This is a genomic window from Streptomyces sp. 4N509B, assembly GCF_052245655.1.
Taxonomy (GTDB): Bacteria; Actinomycetota; Actinomycetes; order Streptomycetales; family Streptomycetaceae; genus Streptomyces.
On the sequence record NZ_JBQQBZ010000004.1, the window covers coordinates 162,222 to 176,841 of the forward strand.

At 73.8% G+C, this 14,620-nt stretch carries 12 protein-coding genes; 3 read left to right on the plus strand and 9 right to left on the minus strand.

The window, feature by feature from the left end:
• Position 1: 1 nt before the first annotated feature.
• The 7 genes from ACTWP5_RS06755 to ACTWP5_RS06785 all read right to left on the minus strand — a co-directional run bounded on the left by ACTWP5_RS06755 (position 2) and on the right by ACTWP5_RS06785 (position 6,612).
• Positions 2-1,030 carry a TRAP transporter substrate-binding protein gene (locus tag ACTWP5_RS06755; protein WP_443219819.1) on the minus strand — a complete coding sequence of 343 codons (1,029 nt, stop codon included), beginning with the start codon at positions 1,028-1,030 and terminating at the stop codon, positions 2-4.
• Entirely contained in the window at positions 1,027-1,590 is a 564-nt protein-coding gene (locus ACTWP5_RS06760; protein ID WP_443219820.1) for a flavin reductase family protein, read from the minus strand. The genes ACTWP5_RS06755 and ACTWP5_RS06760 overlap by 4 nt, the downstream gene beginning before the upstream one ends.
• Complete coding sequence (locus tag ACTWP5_RS06765; RefSeq protein WP_443219821.1) at positions 1,583-2,482, minus strand: ABC transporter permease; 900 nt, start codon at positions 2,480-2,482, stop codon at positions 1,583-1,585. Before ACTWP5_RS06765 ends, ACTWP5_RS06760 begins: the two co-directional genes overlap by 8 nt.
• Entirely contained in the window at positions 2,479-3,294 is an 816-nt protein-coding gene (locus ACTWP5_RS06770) for an ABC transporter ATP-binding protein (RefSeq protein WP_443219822.1), read from the minus strand. Before ACTWP5_RS06770 ends, ACTWP5_RS06765 begins: the two co-directional genes overlap by 4 nt.
• Positions 3,295-3,729: 435 nt before the next feature.
• A complete protein-coding gene (locus ACTWP5_RS06775; protein ID WP_443219823.1) occupies positions 3,730-4,617 on the minus strand; it encodes an HpcH/HpaI aldolase/citrate lyase family protein in 888 nt (295 codons plus the stop codon).
• A complete protein-coding gene (locus ACTWP5_RS06780) occupies positions 4,614-5,531 on the minus strand; it encodes a hypothetical protein (RefSeq protein WP_443219824.1) in 918 nt (305 codons plus the stop codon). Before ACTWP5_RS06780 ends, ACTWP5_RS06775 begins: the two co-directional genes overlap by 4 nt.
• 109 nt (positions 5,532-5,640) lie before the next feature.
• Positions 5,641-6,612: a LysR family transcriptional regulator gene (locus tag ACTWP5_RS06785; RefSeq protein WP_443219825.1), complete on the minus strand. Its 972-nt coding sequence runs from the start codon at positions 6,610-6,612 to the stop codon at positions 5,641-5,643.
• A 145-nt stretch (positions 6,613-6,757) separates the two neighbouring features.
• On the opposite strand from ACTWP5_RS06785, the gene ACTWP5_RS06790 reads away from it, so the two are divergent.
• Positions 6,758-7,942 carry a CaiB/BaiF CoA transferase family protein gene (locus tag ACTWP5_RS06790; RefSeq protein WP_443219826.1) on the plus strand — a complete coding sequence of 395 codons (1,185 nt, stop codon included), beginning with the start codon at positions 6,758-6,760 and terminating at the stop codon, positions 7,940-7,942.
• Between the two features lie 101 nt (positions 7,943-8,043).
• Positions 8,044-9,210, plus strand: coding sequence for an acyl-CoA dehydrogenase family protein (locus tag ACTWP5_RS06795; protein WP_443219827.1), 1,167 nt, complete (start codon positions 8,044-8,046; stop codon positions 9,208-9,210).
• An 85-nt stretch (positions 9,211-9,295) separates the two neighbouring features.
• Here the strand turns inward: ACTWP5_RS06795 and ACTWP5_RS06800 are convergent, their stop codons facing one another.
• Complete coding sequence (locus ACTWP5_RS06800) at positions 9,296-12,622, minus strand: S8 family serine peptidase (RefSeq protein WP_443219828.1); 3,327 nt, start codon at positions 12,620-12,622, stop codon at positions 9,296-9,298.
• A gap of 232 nt (positions 12,623-12,854) precedes the next feature.
• The gene (locus ACTWP5_RS06805) at positions 12,855-13,667 is read right to left on the minus strand and encodes an SDR family oxidoreductase (protein ID WP_443219829.1); all 813 of its coding nucleotides are present in this window, start codon (positions 13,665-13,667) and stop codon (positions 12,855-12,857) included.
• Positions 13,668-13,770: 103 nt separating this feature from the next.
• Between ACTWP5_RS06805 and ACTWP5_RS06810 the strand changes: the two genes are divergently transcribed.
• Positions 13,771-14,616 carry a helix-turn-helix transcriptional regulator gene (locus tag ACTWP5_RS06810; RefSeq protein ID WP_443219830.1) on the plus strand — a complete coding sequence of 282 codons (846 nt, stop codon included), beginning with the start codon at positions 13,771-13,773 and terminating at the stop codon, positions 14,614-14,616.
• Positions 14,617-14,620 lie beyond the last annotated feature (4 nt).

Below are 14,620 nucleotides of genomic sequence, written 5' to 3' on the forward strand. Positions count from 1 at the left end.
CTCACCTGTCCTCGGTCAGCGATCGCAGGACGTCGCGGGTGTCGGGGTCGGAGGCCAGGTCCTCGCGGACCGGCTCGACGAGCTCGCGCAGCCGGTCGATCTCCGCCTCGGGCAGTTCGATCACCTCGGCCGTGCCGGAGGCCGCGATCGCCGCGTCGGCCTGGGCGGCGAACTCGGCGCGCATCGCCGGGATCTCCGCCTCGACCTGCTCGGCCGCGCGGTTCACGGCGCCGCGCAGCTCCTCGGGGAGGGAGTCGTACCACTCCTTCGAGAGCGTGAGGTTCAGGACGAGGGAGCTGTGTCCCGTCTCGACGAAGTACGGGGCGACGTCGTAGAAGCGGGCCGCCGCGTACACCTCCTTGCCCGAGGCGGTGGCGTCGATGATGCCCAGCTGCAACGAGGTGTAGGTCTCCGTGAGCGGCATCGAGACGGCGCCCGCGCCCCACCTCTCGAAGGACTCGGCCTGCTCCTTCCCGCCGAAGTACCTGATCTTCAGGTCCCGAAGGTCGGCGGCGGAGCGGATCGGGGTGTTGGAGACCAGCCCCTGGCCGCCCTCGATGGAGGAGTAGTGGAACAGGACCCGCAGGCCGCGTTCCTCGGCCGCCTCGTTGATCGGTGCCATCGCGGCGTCGTCGGCCAGCACGGCGTCGCGCTGCTCGGCGTCCTCGAAGAGGAACGGCAGCTCCAGGACGCCGAACTCCGGTGCGAACGGCGCGTAGAAGCCGCTGGGCTGGGTGGTGCCCTGGATGCCGTTGACCTGGACGAGCTCCAGCATCTGCTGGTTGCCGCCCAGTTGGCTGGCGGGATAGACCTCGCCCTCGACGCGGCCCTCGCTCTCCTCGGCGACGAGTTCGGCGAAGCGCTGGAGGACCGCCTGCTGGATGTCGTTGGCGGTGGGGGTGCCGAGCCGCATCGTGATCGGCTCCCCTGCCTCCGCCCCCGCGCCGCAGGCGGTCACGGTGGCCAGCGTCGCCAGGGTGAGGAGCGCCGCCGTTCCGCGTGCTCGGGTCCCCTTGGTTGCCTGCCTCATACGTCCTCGTTCTCGGCGCCGGCCCGCCAGGCCGTGCGCGCGGTGGTGGTGAAGCGCCCGAAGGCGTTGTCGTAGAAGAGCAGTGGCGCGCCCGCGCCGCCGCGGTCGGACCACAGCACGTGGCCGGTGACGATCTCGTGGGCTCCGAACGCCACGGTGTCCGCGACGCGGGCCACCAGGCGTGCCACGCAGCCCTCCAGCACGGGCGCGCCCCGCACCGGGTGGTGGGTGAGGCCGGCGAACCGCTCACCGGCCTCGCGCTCCCGCCGCGCGAAGCGGCGGGCGAGCTCCGCCTGGTCCGCCCCGAGGACGTTCACCGCGAACGTGCCGGCCGCCAGGACCAGCGGGAGGGACCGGGAGCCCCGGCCGAGGGTCACCAGGACCATCGGCGGGTCGTGCGCCTCGCCCCAGGCGTTGGCGGTGAGCCCGTGGGGCCGCCCCTCGCCGTAGGCGGTGATCACCGCGACGTTGCTCGCCAGGCGGGCGAGGGCGGCGCGGGCGTCGCCGCCGTGGACCTCGCCGCCGTGGGCCTCGGCGGTGGGGGCGACGGGGTCAGCCATCGTCCCTGGCGCCACTGGTCTGCCGCTGCCAGGGCGCGATCTTCGACTCCAGGAAGCCCACCAGGTTCGTGAGCCCCACACCGAGCACCATCAGCACGATGACCGGCACGAACATCGACGCCGTGTCGAAGCGCTGCCCCGAGGTGAGGATGATGCCGCCCAGGCCGCCGATCGCGGTGAAGAACTCGGCGATGACGATGCCGATCACCGCGCGGCCGATGCCCAGCCGCAGGCCGGTCATGATGTGCGGCAGCGTGGAGGGCACGATGATCTTCCGCATGATGGCCCACTCGGAGGCCACGAACGACCTGCCGACCTCGATCATCGGCCGGGGCACGGCCCGGACGCCCGACCAGGTGCTGATGACGATCGGGAAGACCGTCATCAGGACGACGATCGCGACCTTGATGCTGAAGCCGAGCCCGAACCAGACCAGGAAGAGCGGGATCAGCGCCACCAGGGGAGTGGCGTACCCGGCCGTGACGTAGAAGCCGATGGTCGCCTCCACCCAGCGGTACCGGCCGATCAGCAGCCCGAGCGGGATGCCCACGGCGGCGGCGAGGAGGAAGCCGGTGAGCATCGGCCGCATGCTGTCGCCGATGGCCTCCACGAGGGTGCCGTCGGAGACCATCTCGCCGAACGCCTCCGCGATGGCGGAGGGGTAGGAGGTGTAGATCGGGTTCATCTGACGCCCGATGAGCTCCCACGCGGTGCCGACGACCAGCAGCGACACCAGGGCCGCCGCCAGGTTCGGCCGTATCCACCACGTCCCGCGGGCCGCGCCGCGGGGAGTCGTGGGCCTGCGGGGGGTCGTGTTCGCCGGCCGCGCCGCCGCCTTGCTCGCGGCGCCGTGGTCGACCGTGCTGGGGGAGTGGGTGCTCGGGGAGCTCACGCCGCCTCCTTCTGGGGTGAGTGGGCCTTGTCGGGCGAGTTGGCCATGAGGGCCTGCCAGATCTCGTACCGGGTCTCGGCGAACTCCGGGCGCCGGCGCAGCTCGACGCTGTCGCCGCGGGGCCGGGGCAGCGGGACGTCGAAGATCTGCTGGACGCGGCCGGGATGGGGTGACATCAGGACGACGCGGTCGGCGAGCAGGACGGCCTCGTCGAGGTCGTGGGTGACGAAGATGATCGTCTTGCCGGTCTCCTGGTGGATGCGGAGCACCTCCAGTTGCAGCGCCTCGCGGGTGTGGGCGTCGAGCGCGCCGAACGGCTCGTCCATCAGCAGGACCTGGGGGTCGATGCTGAGGGCGCGGGCGAGGCCGACGCGCTGCTTCATGCCGCCGGAGAGCTGGGCGGGGCGGCGGTCGGCGGACTTCGCCAGGCCCACGAGGTCGAGCTTCTCCATGGCGATCCGGCGGCGTTCCTGCTTGGACACGCCCTGGACCTCCAGGCCGAACTCCACGTTGCCGAGGGCGGTGCGCCACGGCATGAGTTCCGCGTGTTGGAAGACGAGCCCCCGGTCGTGTCCGCAGCCGGTGACGTCCCTGCCGCCGACGGCGACCCGCCCCGCGGAGGCGGTCTCCAGGCCCATGATGATGCGCAGCAGGGTGGTCTTGCCGCAGCCGCTGAGCCCGGTCAGGGCGACGATCTCCCCGTCCCCGACGGCGAAGGAGACGTCGTCCAGCGCCCTGACCTCCTCCTGGGCACGACCGCGCCGGAGTGTGAAGGTCTTCGAGACGTGCTCGACGAGCACCCGGTCATCCATGCTGGAACACTCCTAACGTCACTGACCGCCGGGTCCTTGACGGTGGACACCGCGCTCACGGGTGTGGGCGGTTCGGCACGTGCGGACGCGTTCGGAGGGTGCGGCGGGAGCCGGCATGGCGGGCCGGGGTAGGCGGCGTTGGGCCGACGCGACGGGAACGTGTGGGAACGGGACTCTCCGCTGGCCGTCTCGGCCGGCGGTCCTCGGTGGACACCATCGGGGTAACCGCCCGCTACACGGCGGCGGTTGGGGCCTGCGAGAGGCCGATACAAGCTACGTTGGGTACTTCACTTAAGTCGGTAATCCAGGACCGTAGCGCAGCCGTGAGCGGTCGACAAGCGCACGGGACAAATTTCGTCGCGGCGAATTCGCCGCGTGCCCAGCCACCCTCCGCGTCGCGTGTTGTGGGCCGATGACCTGCGGGTTACGCGCGCTTCACGCGCGTTCGCGCGCGGCGTCGTCCACGCGGGCCCGTGCCAGCACCGCACGGGCGCGCGCCAGTACCGGTTTGTCGACCATCTGGCCATCGACCGTCGTGACCGCGTCCCCGGCGGCGAGGACGGCTCGCGCCCAGGACAGTTCGCCCTCGGACACGGCGAAGCCGGCGGAGACCGCGGCCAGCTGCGCGGGATGGACGCAGAGCTTCCCCGTGAAGCCGAGGCGACGGGCGTGCGCGACGTCGGCCGCGAGCGCCGCCGGGTCGCCGAGCGCGGTGGTCACGCCGTCGAGCGGCGGGCCAAGGCCGGCCGCCACCGAGGCGGACACCAGCCGCGAACGGGCGTACAGCAGCGCGGTGTGGTCGTCGTGCGCGACGCCGAGCTGCGCCGCGAGGTCCACGTTGCCGAAGGCCGCCCGGACGACGCCGGCCGCGGCGCACACCTCACCGGCCCGCTCCACGCCCGCCGCCGTCTCGACGAGCGCGAGGAGGGGGGAACGTCCCCGCGTGCGCGCGGCGATCTCCGCGAGGCGGGCGCCGTCCTCGGCCTTGGGCACCATGACCGGGCAGCCCTCGTGCTCCGCCACGAGGGCGAGGTCGTCGTCGAACCACCGGGTGCCCGGCGCGTTGATCCGGACCACCGCGCGGTGGCCGCGCGCCAGCCAGTCGGCGGCGTGGGCGCGCGCGGCGTCCTTCTCCTCCGGCGCGACCGCGTCCTCCAGGTCGATGACGACCATCTCGGCGCCGGACGCCGCGGCCCTGGCGAAGCGGTCGGGGCGGGTGCCCGGTACGAACAGCAGGCCGCGGGCCGTGGCCAGGGACGCCGCGGCGTCGCCGAACGCGTCGGCTCCCTCGGGTGCGGCGGGGGAGGGGGCAGCGGCCGTCATCCGAACACCACCTCCGCCGTGGCGTGCCGCGGCTGCCGGTGGGTGGCGATCCACGCCCGGGCGCCGTCCGTGGTGGGGGCGCCGCAGGCCAGCAGGTGCTCGCCGACGACGACGGGCGCGCGCAGCCGGAAGGCGAGCGAGCGCACGGGGCGTTCCGGGGCCTCGCGCCGGACGAGCTCCAGCATCAGCAGCGCCAGCAGCGGGCCGTGGACCAGCAGGCCCGGATGGCCCTCGGCCTCCCGGGCGTACGGCGCGTCGTAGTGGATGCGGTGGGCGTTGGCGGTCAGGGCGCTGAAGCGGAAGAGCAGGCTCGGATCGGTGCGCAGCGCGCGGTGCCAGGGGCCGTCCGGTGCCGGCGGTTCTGGCCGCACAGGCGGTGCCGGCGGTGGGGGTGGTGTCGGCGCGGCCGAGCGGTCCCCGGCCGGCGGATCGACGCGGGGGGCGCCGCCGCCGGAGCGGTAGACGATGTCCTGCTCCTCGACCAGGCACGTGCGGCCCCGCTGCCGGTAGGTGGCACGCTGGGTCACGAACAGCAGATCGCCGCTCCTGCCGCGCTTCGCCGTCACGTTCAGCAGCTCGGTGGTCCGCTCCGCGGGCTCGCCCAGGCGCAGCGGCGCCTCGACGGTGCACCGGCCGCCGGCGAACATGCGCCGCCGGTGGGGGAGGGGCGGCAGGAAGTGGCCGTGGGAGGGGTGGCCGTCCGGGCCGAGGTCGCGCTGGGCGGGCCAGTGGAGGAAGTGGAGCCAGTGCCACAGCGGCGGCAGCGCCTCGCCCGCCGCGGCCACCGGCGCCGGCTCGTCGAGGACCGCCGAGAGGGCGGCGACCGGACCCGGCGGCAGGGGGTCCCTCTCCGTCACCGGGGTCGGGTGCCAGTCCGCGACGTGTGCCGCCAGGGGGCTCGTGTCCTGCTCCATGGTTCGTCCTGGGGTCGGGGTGGGGCGCTCGGACAACCATCATGTGAGCTGATAGCTGGAGTTGGACAATAGAAAGCCGTGATGGAGCCATGCGCTGACGGCATCCGCCTCAGCCCTTGCCCGCCGCCCGCTCCTCCTCGGTCTCGCCCCGCGAGGGCCGCAGCCGCGCGGAGGGCCACCGCCCCTGGCGCACCGCCACGGCGAGCTGACGCGTCACCTCCCGGGCCACGACCGTCACGGCGGGCGGCGTGCGGCCGGTCCTCGGCGTGCCGAGCACGATCGAGCGCCACACCTCGGGCTCGCTCAGCGGCGCGGCGCTGAGCCTGCCCAGCGCGACGTCCTCCGCGATCCCGACGCCGGGCAGGACCGTCCAGCCGTGGCCCGCCCCGACCAGCTGCTTCTGGAGCCGCAGGGAGTTGGTCTGCACCACGATGGTCATCTCCACCCCCGCCCGGCCCGCCGCCGCGTCGATCAGGCTGCGCAGGGCGTGCCCGGCCGCCGGCATCACCAGCGGCTGCGCGGCGACCCGCGCGAACGGCACGGGGTCCTCGGCCCGCAGGCCCTCGCCGGCGGGCGCGACGACCCACAGCCGCTCCTCCGCGAGGGGCCGCACGTTCAGCGAGGGGCTGCCCGCGAGGTTGTACAGCAGCGAGAGGTCGAGGTCCCCGTCGTCGAGCCACTGCTGGAGGTGCCCGGAGTACGCGGTCATCAGGCGCAGTTCGATGCCCGGGTGGTCGCGGGCGACGGCGGAGACCAGCGGCTCCGCCAGCAGTTCGGTCGCGCTCTCCAGCAGGCCGACGGTGACGATGCCGCTGACGACGCCGGGGGTGGGCTGGACCTCGGCCCTGGCGCGCTCCAGCTCGGTCAGCGCCCGGCGGGCGCGGTCGACCATGATCGCGCCGGCCTCCGTGGTCCGCATGCCGTGCCGGGTCCGCTCGAACAGCGCCACCCCGAGCTCCTGCTCCAGCGTGCGGATCTGCCGGGTGACCGCCGGCTGCACCAGGTGCAGCAGCTCCGCCGCCCTCGTCACGCTGCCGACCTCGGCCACGGTCACCAGCGCCCTGAGCTGCCTGACGTCCATCGCGTCCCTCCCCGCATTCGCCCCCCGCATGGGGTCATATGAACTTGTTATTTCACAGCTTCACTCATGAGTGTCCATGATGGACCACCGTCGCGGGACACCCCGGAAGGCGTTCTCCCGGCCGTCCCCAAGGAGGTCGCATCCCATGAGCGAGCGTCCGCTCTCCGGCGTCACCGTCGTCAGCGTCGAGCAGGCGGTGGCCGCCCCGTTCGCCACCCGCCAGCTCGCCGACCTCGGCGCCAGGGTCGTCAAGGTCGAACGGCCCGACGGCGGGGACTTCGCCCGCCGCTACGACACCACCGTCCACGGCGAGTCCAGCTACTTCGTCTGGCTCAACCGCTCGAAGGAGTCCCTGACGCTCGACCTCAAGGCGCCGGCCGGCCGCGAGGTGATGGAGCGGCTGCTGCGCGGCGCGGACGTCCTCGTGCACAACCTCGCGCCCGGCGCCGCCGACCGCCTGGGCCTGGCCACCCGGGAGCTCACCGGGCGCCACTCCTCCCTCATCCCGTGCACCATCTCCGGCTACGGCACCACCGGGCCGTGGGCCGACCGCAAGGCCTACGACCTGCTCGTGCAGGCCCAGACCGGGCTCGTGTCGCTGACCGGCACCGCACGGGAGACCGCCCGCGTCGGCGTCTCCATCGCCGACATCGCCGCCGGGATGTACGCCCACACGGGCATCCTCACCGCCCTGTACACCCGCGCGACGACGGGCGTCGCGCGACCCGTCGAGGTCTCCCTCTTCGAGGCCCTGGCCGAGTGGCTCGGCCAGCCCGCGTACTACACCCGCCACAGCGGCACCCAGCCACCGCGGATCGGCACCCACCACGCCACGATCGCGCCCTACGGCGCCTTCCCCGCCGCCGACGGCCGCGAGGTGCTCCTCGCCGTCCAGAACGAACGCGAGTGGGCGGCCCTGTGCGAACAGGTCCTTCGCCGGCCCGAACTCGTCGCCGACCCCCGCTTCGCCACCGGGCCGGCCCGCGTCGCGCACCGCGCGGAGCTGAACGCGATCGTCGCCGAACGCCTCGCCGCGCTGGACAGCGGGCCCGCGTCACGACTGCTGGACGCGGCGGGCATCGCCCACGCCGAGGTCAACTCCGTCCAGCGCTTCCTCGACCACCCCGTGCTGGCCGGTCGCCAGCGCTGGCGGTGGGTGCGCACCCCGGGCGGCCGGGTGCCGGCGCTGCTGCCGCCCGTCGACCTGGCCGGGGTCACCCCCCGCATGGACCCCGTCCCGGCTCTCGGCGAGCACACCGGGAGCATCCTCGCCGAACTCGGCTACGACGCCGCCGCCGTCGACGGCCTCCGCGCCGAGGGCGTCGTCTGACACCCGCGCCGCCCGGCCCCACCCGACCAGGCCCTGTCCCCGTCCCGTCCGGCCCACCCCGTCATCCCCGCACGCCCTCGCCCGCAAGGAGCACCCGCACCATGAGCACGCTCGACATCCTCTCCGACGAGGAGCGGTACGTCGTCGACACCGTCCGCGACTTCGTCGACCGCGACGTCCGACCGGTCGTCCGGGAGCTGGAGCACGGCAACGTCTACCCCGAGGCGCTGATCGAGCGGATGAAGGAGCTCGGCGTCTTCGGCCTCGCGATCCCCGAGGAGTACGGCGGCACCCCGGTCTCCACCTCCTGCTACGTGCTGGTCACCGAGGAGCTCGCGCGTGGCTGGATGAGCCTGGCCGGCGCCATGGGCGGGCACACGGTCGTCGCCAAGCTCCTGCTGCACTTCGGCACCGACGCGCAGCGCGACCGCTACCTGCCCGCCATGGCCACCGGCGCGTGCCGGGCCACCATGGCCCTCACGGAGCCCGGCGGCGGCTCCGACCTCCAGGCCATGCGGACCGTCGCCCGCAGGGACGACGACGGGTACCTCGTCAACGGCACCAAGACGTGGATCACCAACTCCCGCCGCTCCCAGCTGATCGCGCTGCTGTGCAAGACCGACCCGGACGCGACCCCCGCCCACCGGGGCATCTCCACGCTGCTGGTGGAGCACGGGCCCGGCCTGACGGTCTCGCGCGACCTGCCCAAGCTCGGCTACAAGGGCGTCGAGAGCTGCGAGCTGGCCTTCGAGGACCACCGCGCCGGTCCCGACGCCGTCCTCGGCGGCGTCGAGGGCCAGGGCTTCGCCCAGATGATGAAGGGGCTGGAGACCGGGCGGCTCCAGGTCGCCGCCCGCGCGCTCGGCGTGGGCCGCGCGGCGCTGGAGGACGCCCTGGCGTACGCCCAGGAGCGCGAGGCGTTCGGCAGGTTCCTCTGGCAGCACCAGTCGGTCGGCAACTACCTCGCCGACATGGCCACCTCCCTCACTGCGGCCCGCCAGCTGACGCTCCACGCCGCGCGCGAGGCCGACGCGGGCCGCCGCGTCGACATGGAGGCCGGCATGGCCAAGCTCTTCGCCTCGGAGACGGCGCTGACGATCGCGACCAACGCGCTGCGCATCCACGGCGGGTACGGCTACTCCACGGAGTTCGACGTCGAGCGGTACTTCCGCGACGCCCCGCTGATGATCGTCGGCGAGGGCACCAACGAGATCCAGCGCAACGTGATCGCGCGCCAGCTCGTCAGCCGCGGCGGCCTCGACGCCTGACCGCGCAGGGCCTCACCCGGCGTCGGTTTCCAGGGCTTCGACCGTGCCCCCGCACTCCGGGGCCCTGGAAACCGACGCCGGCGTGTCAGCTGGTGCGGTAGGCGTCGACGATGGTCTGCGTGGTGGCGTTGCCCGCGGTGTCGACGATCTCGGCCCGCAGGGAGACGCTGCCGCCGGCGGCCGGGTTGGTGACCCGGACGGTGCCGTCGGTGACAGGGGCCTCCTGCCAGGTCTCGCCGCCGTCGACGGAGGTGGAGACGGTCAGCGAGGCGAGGTTGTCGCCCTCGGCCGAGCCCTGGACGGTGAACGGCACGGTGACGGTCTCGCCCGCGGGCGAGGTGCTGTCCAGCGCGAGGTCGGGTGTGAAGCGCACCGCGCTGGCCGGCAGCGTCACCCGCTCCCCGCCCTCGGGCCGGGCGGAGGTGAAGCGGTAGGAGAGGGTGACCTCGGTGGTGACGTCGCTCGCGATGCCCTCACGGTTGACCGTGCTGACGATCTCGTACTCCGCCTCCTCCGGCGGCAGTTCGAACGTCACGAAGTCCATGACGTCCTCGGCCGAGGCGAACTCCTCGCCGTCGCGGTAGAGCGTCGTGTGGCCGCCCACGTACTCGCTGCCGCCGAGGTGCCCGGCGCTGTCGGCGAACGGGTACGTCATGGCGCTGAGCGTGTCGCCCTCACGGAAGACGCCGCTGCCCGCGTCCGGCGACAGCAGCGGGCCGAAGACCCCGACGTTGAACGGCTCCGCGTACTCCTGACCGGCCTGGTAGTCCGTGGGCGCGGTGCGGTAGTACGCGTCGACGGCGCCGACGGGGTCGGCCTGGAGGAAGTCGAAGCTCCACCGGTCGGCGGCCGCGTCCACGAACACCTCCCTGGTCTGCCCCACCGGCCCGTAGTGGTGGTTGACCATGGTGTTGACGGTGCCGACGACGGCCAGCGAGGCCGTGCGGTCGGGCAGCGATCCGCCGAGGCCGGTGGAGATCCGCGCCAGGTCCGCCTCGCTGACCTCCTTCGTCAGCCCGGTGAACAGCTCGCCGTCGCGGCCGGCGGCGGTGTGGTACCACCGGTCGCCGTTGCGCCAGGCCGCGCTCAGGGAGGACTCGCCGGCCCAGCCCTCGTGCAGGCCGCCGAGCTGCGCGGTGGCGAGGCCCCGCGTCATCGGCCCCGCGTACCAGCCGACGCCGAACCCGAAGCTGCCGCCGTCCTCGCGGATGGTGAGGTTCAGGTTGTGGTCGACCGGCTCGGCACCGGCGTCCGGCACGGTGACCTCCACCGGTTCGGCGTCGCGGGCGTCGAGCGTGAGCGCGACGTCCTCGGTGAGGGCGAGGCCCGGCTGCACCAGCCAGTCCAGGCCCGTGATCAGCTCGCCGGGGGAGTCGTAGAGCGGGAAGTTCGCCTGGAGCAGGTACGAGCCGGCCGGCAGCCGCTCGGTGAGCTCGGCGCCGCCGTCGAGGAGGTGGAAGGTGAACGTCTCCAGGTCGACGGCCATCCCGTACCAGTCCTCGGCCGGGGTGCCGTCCCGCCCGGTGGCGGTCACGGACAGGTCGTGGCTCTCGACCTCCCGGTGGACCGACCCGACGGTGCGGATGGTCATCTCCCCGTCGGAGCCGTCGGCGAGCATCTCGGTGGCGGTGACGGCGACGGTGTACACGCCGTTCGGCCCCTCGACGGAGGTGTCCGCGACGACGTCGACGGCGGAGAGGGTCTGACCCGGCGGCACGACGACGTGGTGGAGGTTGGTGGTGAACATGCCCTCGGGCGCGGGTGCGCCGGAGGGGTCGGTTCCCTCGACCGTGAGGTGGAGCGTGACGGGCTCGTCGGTGAGGTTGGTGTACTCCAGGTCGCGGGCGATCGGCTCGTCGTCCTCGTGGGGCCACTCGGTGCGCCCGAAGTTCAGCGACGACTGCTCGGTGACGACCCGCTGCGCCAGGGCGGCGGCCACGTCGACGCGTCCGGTGCCCTGCTGCATCGGGGTGTGGCCCTCGGTCGGCTGGGTGGAGCCGACCAGCACGGACTTGAGCTGCTCGGCCGTCAACTCCGGCCGGGCCTGGGCCAGCAGCGCCGCGGCGCCCGCGACGTGCGGCGCCGCCATGGAGGTGCCGTCGATGGCGACGTAGCCGTCGCCGGCCGGGGTGCCGCCCTCCTCGACGACGCTGCCGGGCGAGGACGCGGCGGCGATCCCCACGCCCGGGGCGGTCACGTCGGGCTTGACGGCGCCGTCGCGCATCCGGGGGCCGACCGAGGAGAAGCCGGCCACCTGGTCGGCGTCGTCGACGGCGCCGACGGTCAGCGCGGCGTCGGCGGTGCCGGGGCTGTTCAGGCTGCCGGGCGCGGGCCCGGCGTTGCCCGAGGCGACGACGAACAGCGCGTCGGAGGAGGCGGAGAGGGAGTCGACCGCGGCTTCCAGCGGGTCGATCTCCTCGGTGGCCATCGAGCCGAGGCTCATGTTGACGATGTCGGCGCCCTGGTCGACCGCCCACTCCATGCCCTCGATGATGCCGGACTCGAAGCCCTGGCCCGCGTCGTCGAGGACCTTGCCGTTGAGCAGGCTGGCGCCGGGGGCCACGCCGCTCATCGCGCCGCCCGCGTGGGCGCCCGTGCCGGCGGCGATGGAGGCGACGTGGGTGCCGTGTCCGTAGGGGTCGCCGGTGTCGGCGGTTTCGGTGAAGTTCTCCTCGGCGACGACCTTGTCGCCGGAGAGGTCGTCGTGCTCGTCGTGGACGCCGGTGTCGAGGACGGCGATGGTGGTGCCGGTGCCGTCGAAGCCGGCGTCCCACGCCGCCGGGGCGCCGATCTGCGGCACGCTCTGGTCGAGGGTGGCCTCGGCGAGCGCGTCGAGCGCGATGCGTTCGACGCCGGGGACGGCGGCCAGCGGCTGTTCCTCGGTGGTCCGGGTGAGCGCGCGCCAGGTGGCGGCGGCGTCGTCGGCCGTCACCCGCAGCGCCTCGGCACCCGTGGACTCCAGCGTGGCGGCGACCTCGGGTCCGTCGCCTCCGGCGAACACCTCGCCGCGGACGGTCGGCCCGTCGGTGCCGTCCGCGTAGGTGACGATGAGCGGCACCTGCGCGGCGGAGCGGTAGGGCGCGCGGGCGAGCTCCGTGACGTTGAACAGCCGGCGGTCGAGCGTGCCGGCGGCGAGCAGCGGCTGGGCGTCGGCCGGGATGACGTAGCTCTGCCCGGCCGCCTCGTCGGTGAGGACCTGGACGGGGACGGACTCCCGTCCCGGGACGCGCTCCAGCCCCGTGACCGCGCCGTCGGCGTCGAGCAGGACGCGGTCGCCGGTGACGAGGGTGACGATGGTCGGGGCCTTCGCCGCGACGGCGGTGGCTGCGGTGGTGGCCGTGCCGCCGGCGTCGGCGGCCGCCGGCACGTCGCTGGCGTCGACGGACCCGGTGAGCGTGACCGTCAACGCCACGGCGGCGACCGCCGCCGTGGCCGTGAGGGCTCCGCGCCGGGAAAGTGGTGTTTTCCGTGGTACTGGTGCTCTCGGTGTTCTTCTCATAGTAGGAAGACACCCCGCCCCGCGGGGTTTTACCGCCGCGCGTGCGTGAGAGACGAGTGTCAACTACACGGATGTTGTGGATGTGACATGTGCATTATCGGAATGTCTCCGGGGGGCGGGCGCGCGGTGAACGGCCCGCCCCGGCTCAGCGCTGGTGGGCCGGCCGGACGACGATCTCGTTGACGTCCACGTCAGCCGGCTGCGCGAGGGCGTAGGAGACCGCCCCGGCGATCGCGTCGGGCTCGATGGCGTGGGCGCGGTAGAGCCGGATCGCCTCGGCGGTGCGCGGGTCGGTGATCGTGTCGGCGAGCTCGGAGGTGACCACCCCGGGCGAGACGGTCGTGACCCTGATCGAGGGATCGGACTCCAGCCGCAGGCCCTCGGTGACGGCCCACGCCGCGTGCTTGGTGGCGGAGTAGACGGCGCTCGTCGGCACCACCTGGTGGGAGGCGATGCTCGCGACCGTGACGAAGTGCCCAAAACCCTGCTCGGCGAAGACCGGCAGCGCGGCGGCGATCCCGTACAGCAGGCCCCGGACGTTGACGTCCAGCATCCGCTCCCACTGCTCGACCAGCAGCTCCCTCAGGGGCGACAGCGGCATGACCCCGGCGTTGTTGACCAGCACGTCCACGCGGCCGTGGCGAGCGCGGGCGGCGGCCACGAAGGCCTCCACGTCGGCTCGGTCGGTCACGTCGAGCCGCACCGGGTCCACTCCGCCGCCGGTCCGCTCCGCCAGCGCCTCCAGCCGGTCCAGCCGCCGCGCGCCCGCCACCACGCGGTGGCCCTCGGCGGCGAGGCGGGCGGCGATCGCCTCGCCGATGCCGCTGCTGGCACCGGTGACCAGCACCACCTTGCCGTCCGGTCGGTCGGCTGTCGGTCCCGTCCCCGTCGGCCGTGTCGTCGGCGTCGTCGGCGATGTCTGCGTCGTGGGTGTCGTCGGTGTCGTCGGTGTCGTCATGGCGTCGAGCCTGTCCCGCCCGCCGGGGTGCGCGGGAGGCCGCCGCTCCCCTGGGTGCGACGCACCCAGGCACGACCGGCGGACCTCGGCCTAGCCTGGTCGCATGCCACGCTCCGAACTCGGCGCCTACCTCAACGCCCGACGCGCCGCCCTCACACCGGACGAGGTGAACCTCCCCGTCCAGAGCCTGAGCCCGCGCCGGGTCCCGGGCCTCAGGCGTGAGGAGGTCGCGTTGCTGGCCGGCGTCAGCGTCGACTACTACGTCCGCCTCGAACAGGGACGGGAGCGCACGCCGTCCCCTCAGGTCGTCGAGGCGCTGGCCGCCGCGCTCCGCCTGGACGAGGACGGCCGCCAGCACCTGTACCGGCTCGCCGGGCTCGGCCCGCGCGCCCGCGCGGCCCTCCCCACCGCCGGCCGCGTCGATCCGAGCCTGCTGGCGCTCATGGACGCCTGGCCCCACAACCCGGCCGTCGTCCACAACCGCGCCTACGACGTCCTCGCGTCCAACGCGATCGCCGACGCCCTCTTCGACGACTGGACCCACTCGCGCAACCACATGTACCGCATCTTCACCAACCCCGAGGCCCAGAGCTTCTACCCGGACTGGGACGAGGTCGCCCGCGGCGCGGTGGCCGGCTTCCGGCTCGGCCACGGGATGGCGCCCGACGACCCCCGGGTGCGTCGGGTGCTCGACGAACTCCTCGCCGAGAGCCCCGTGTTCGCCGAGCTGTGGACCCGCCACGAGGCCCAGGGCAAGACGCTGTCGCGGAAACGGATCAACCACCGCGACGTCGGCCTGCTGACGTTGACGATGCAGACCTTCGAGGTCCGCGCGGCCCCCGGCCAGGAACTCGTCATCTACCACGCGGCCCCGGGCTCCCGCAGCGCCGAGGCGCTCGCGCTCCTCGGCTCCCTCGCCGCGACGTCCCGGCGCGAGGCGCGTCCGTAGCGGC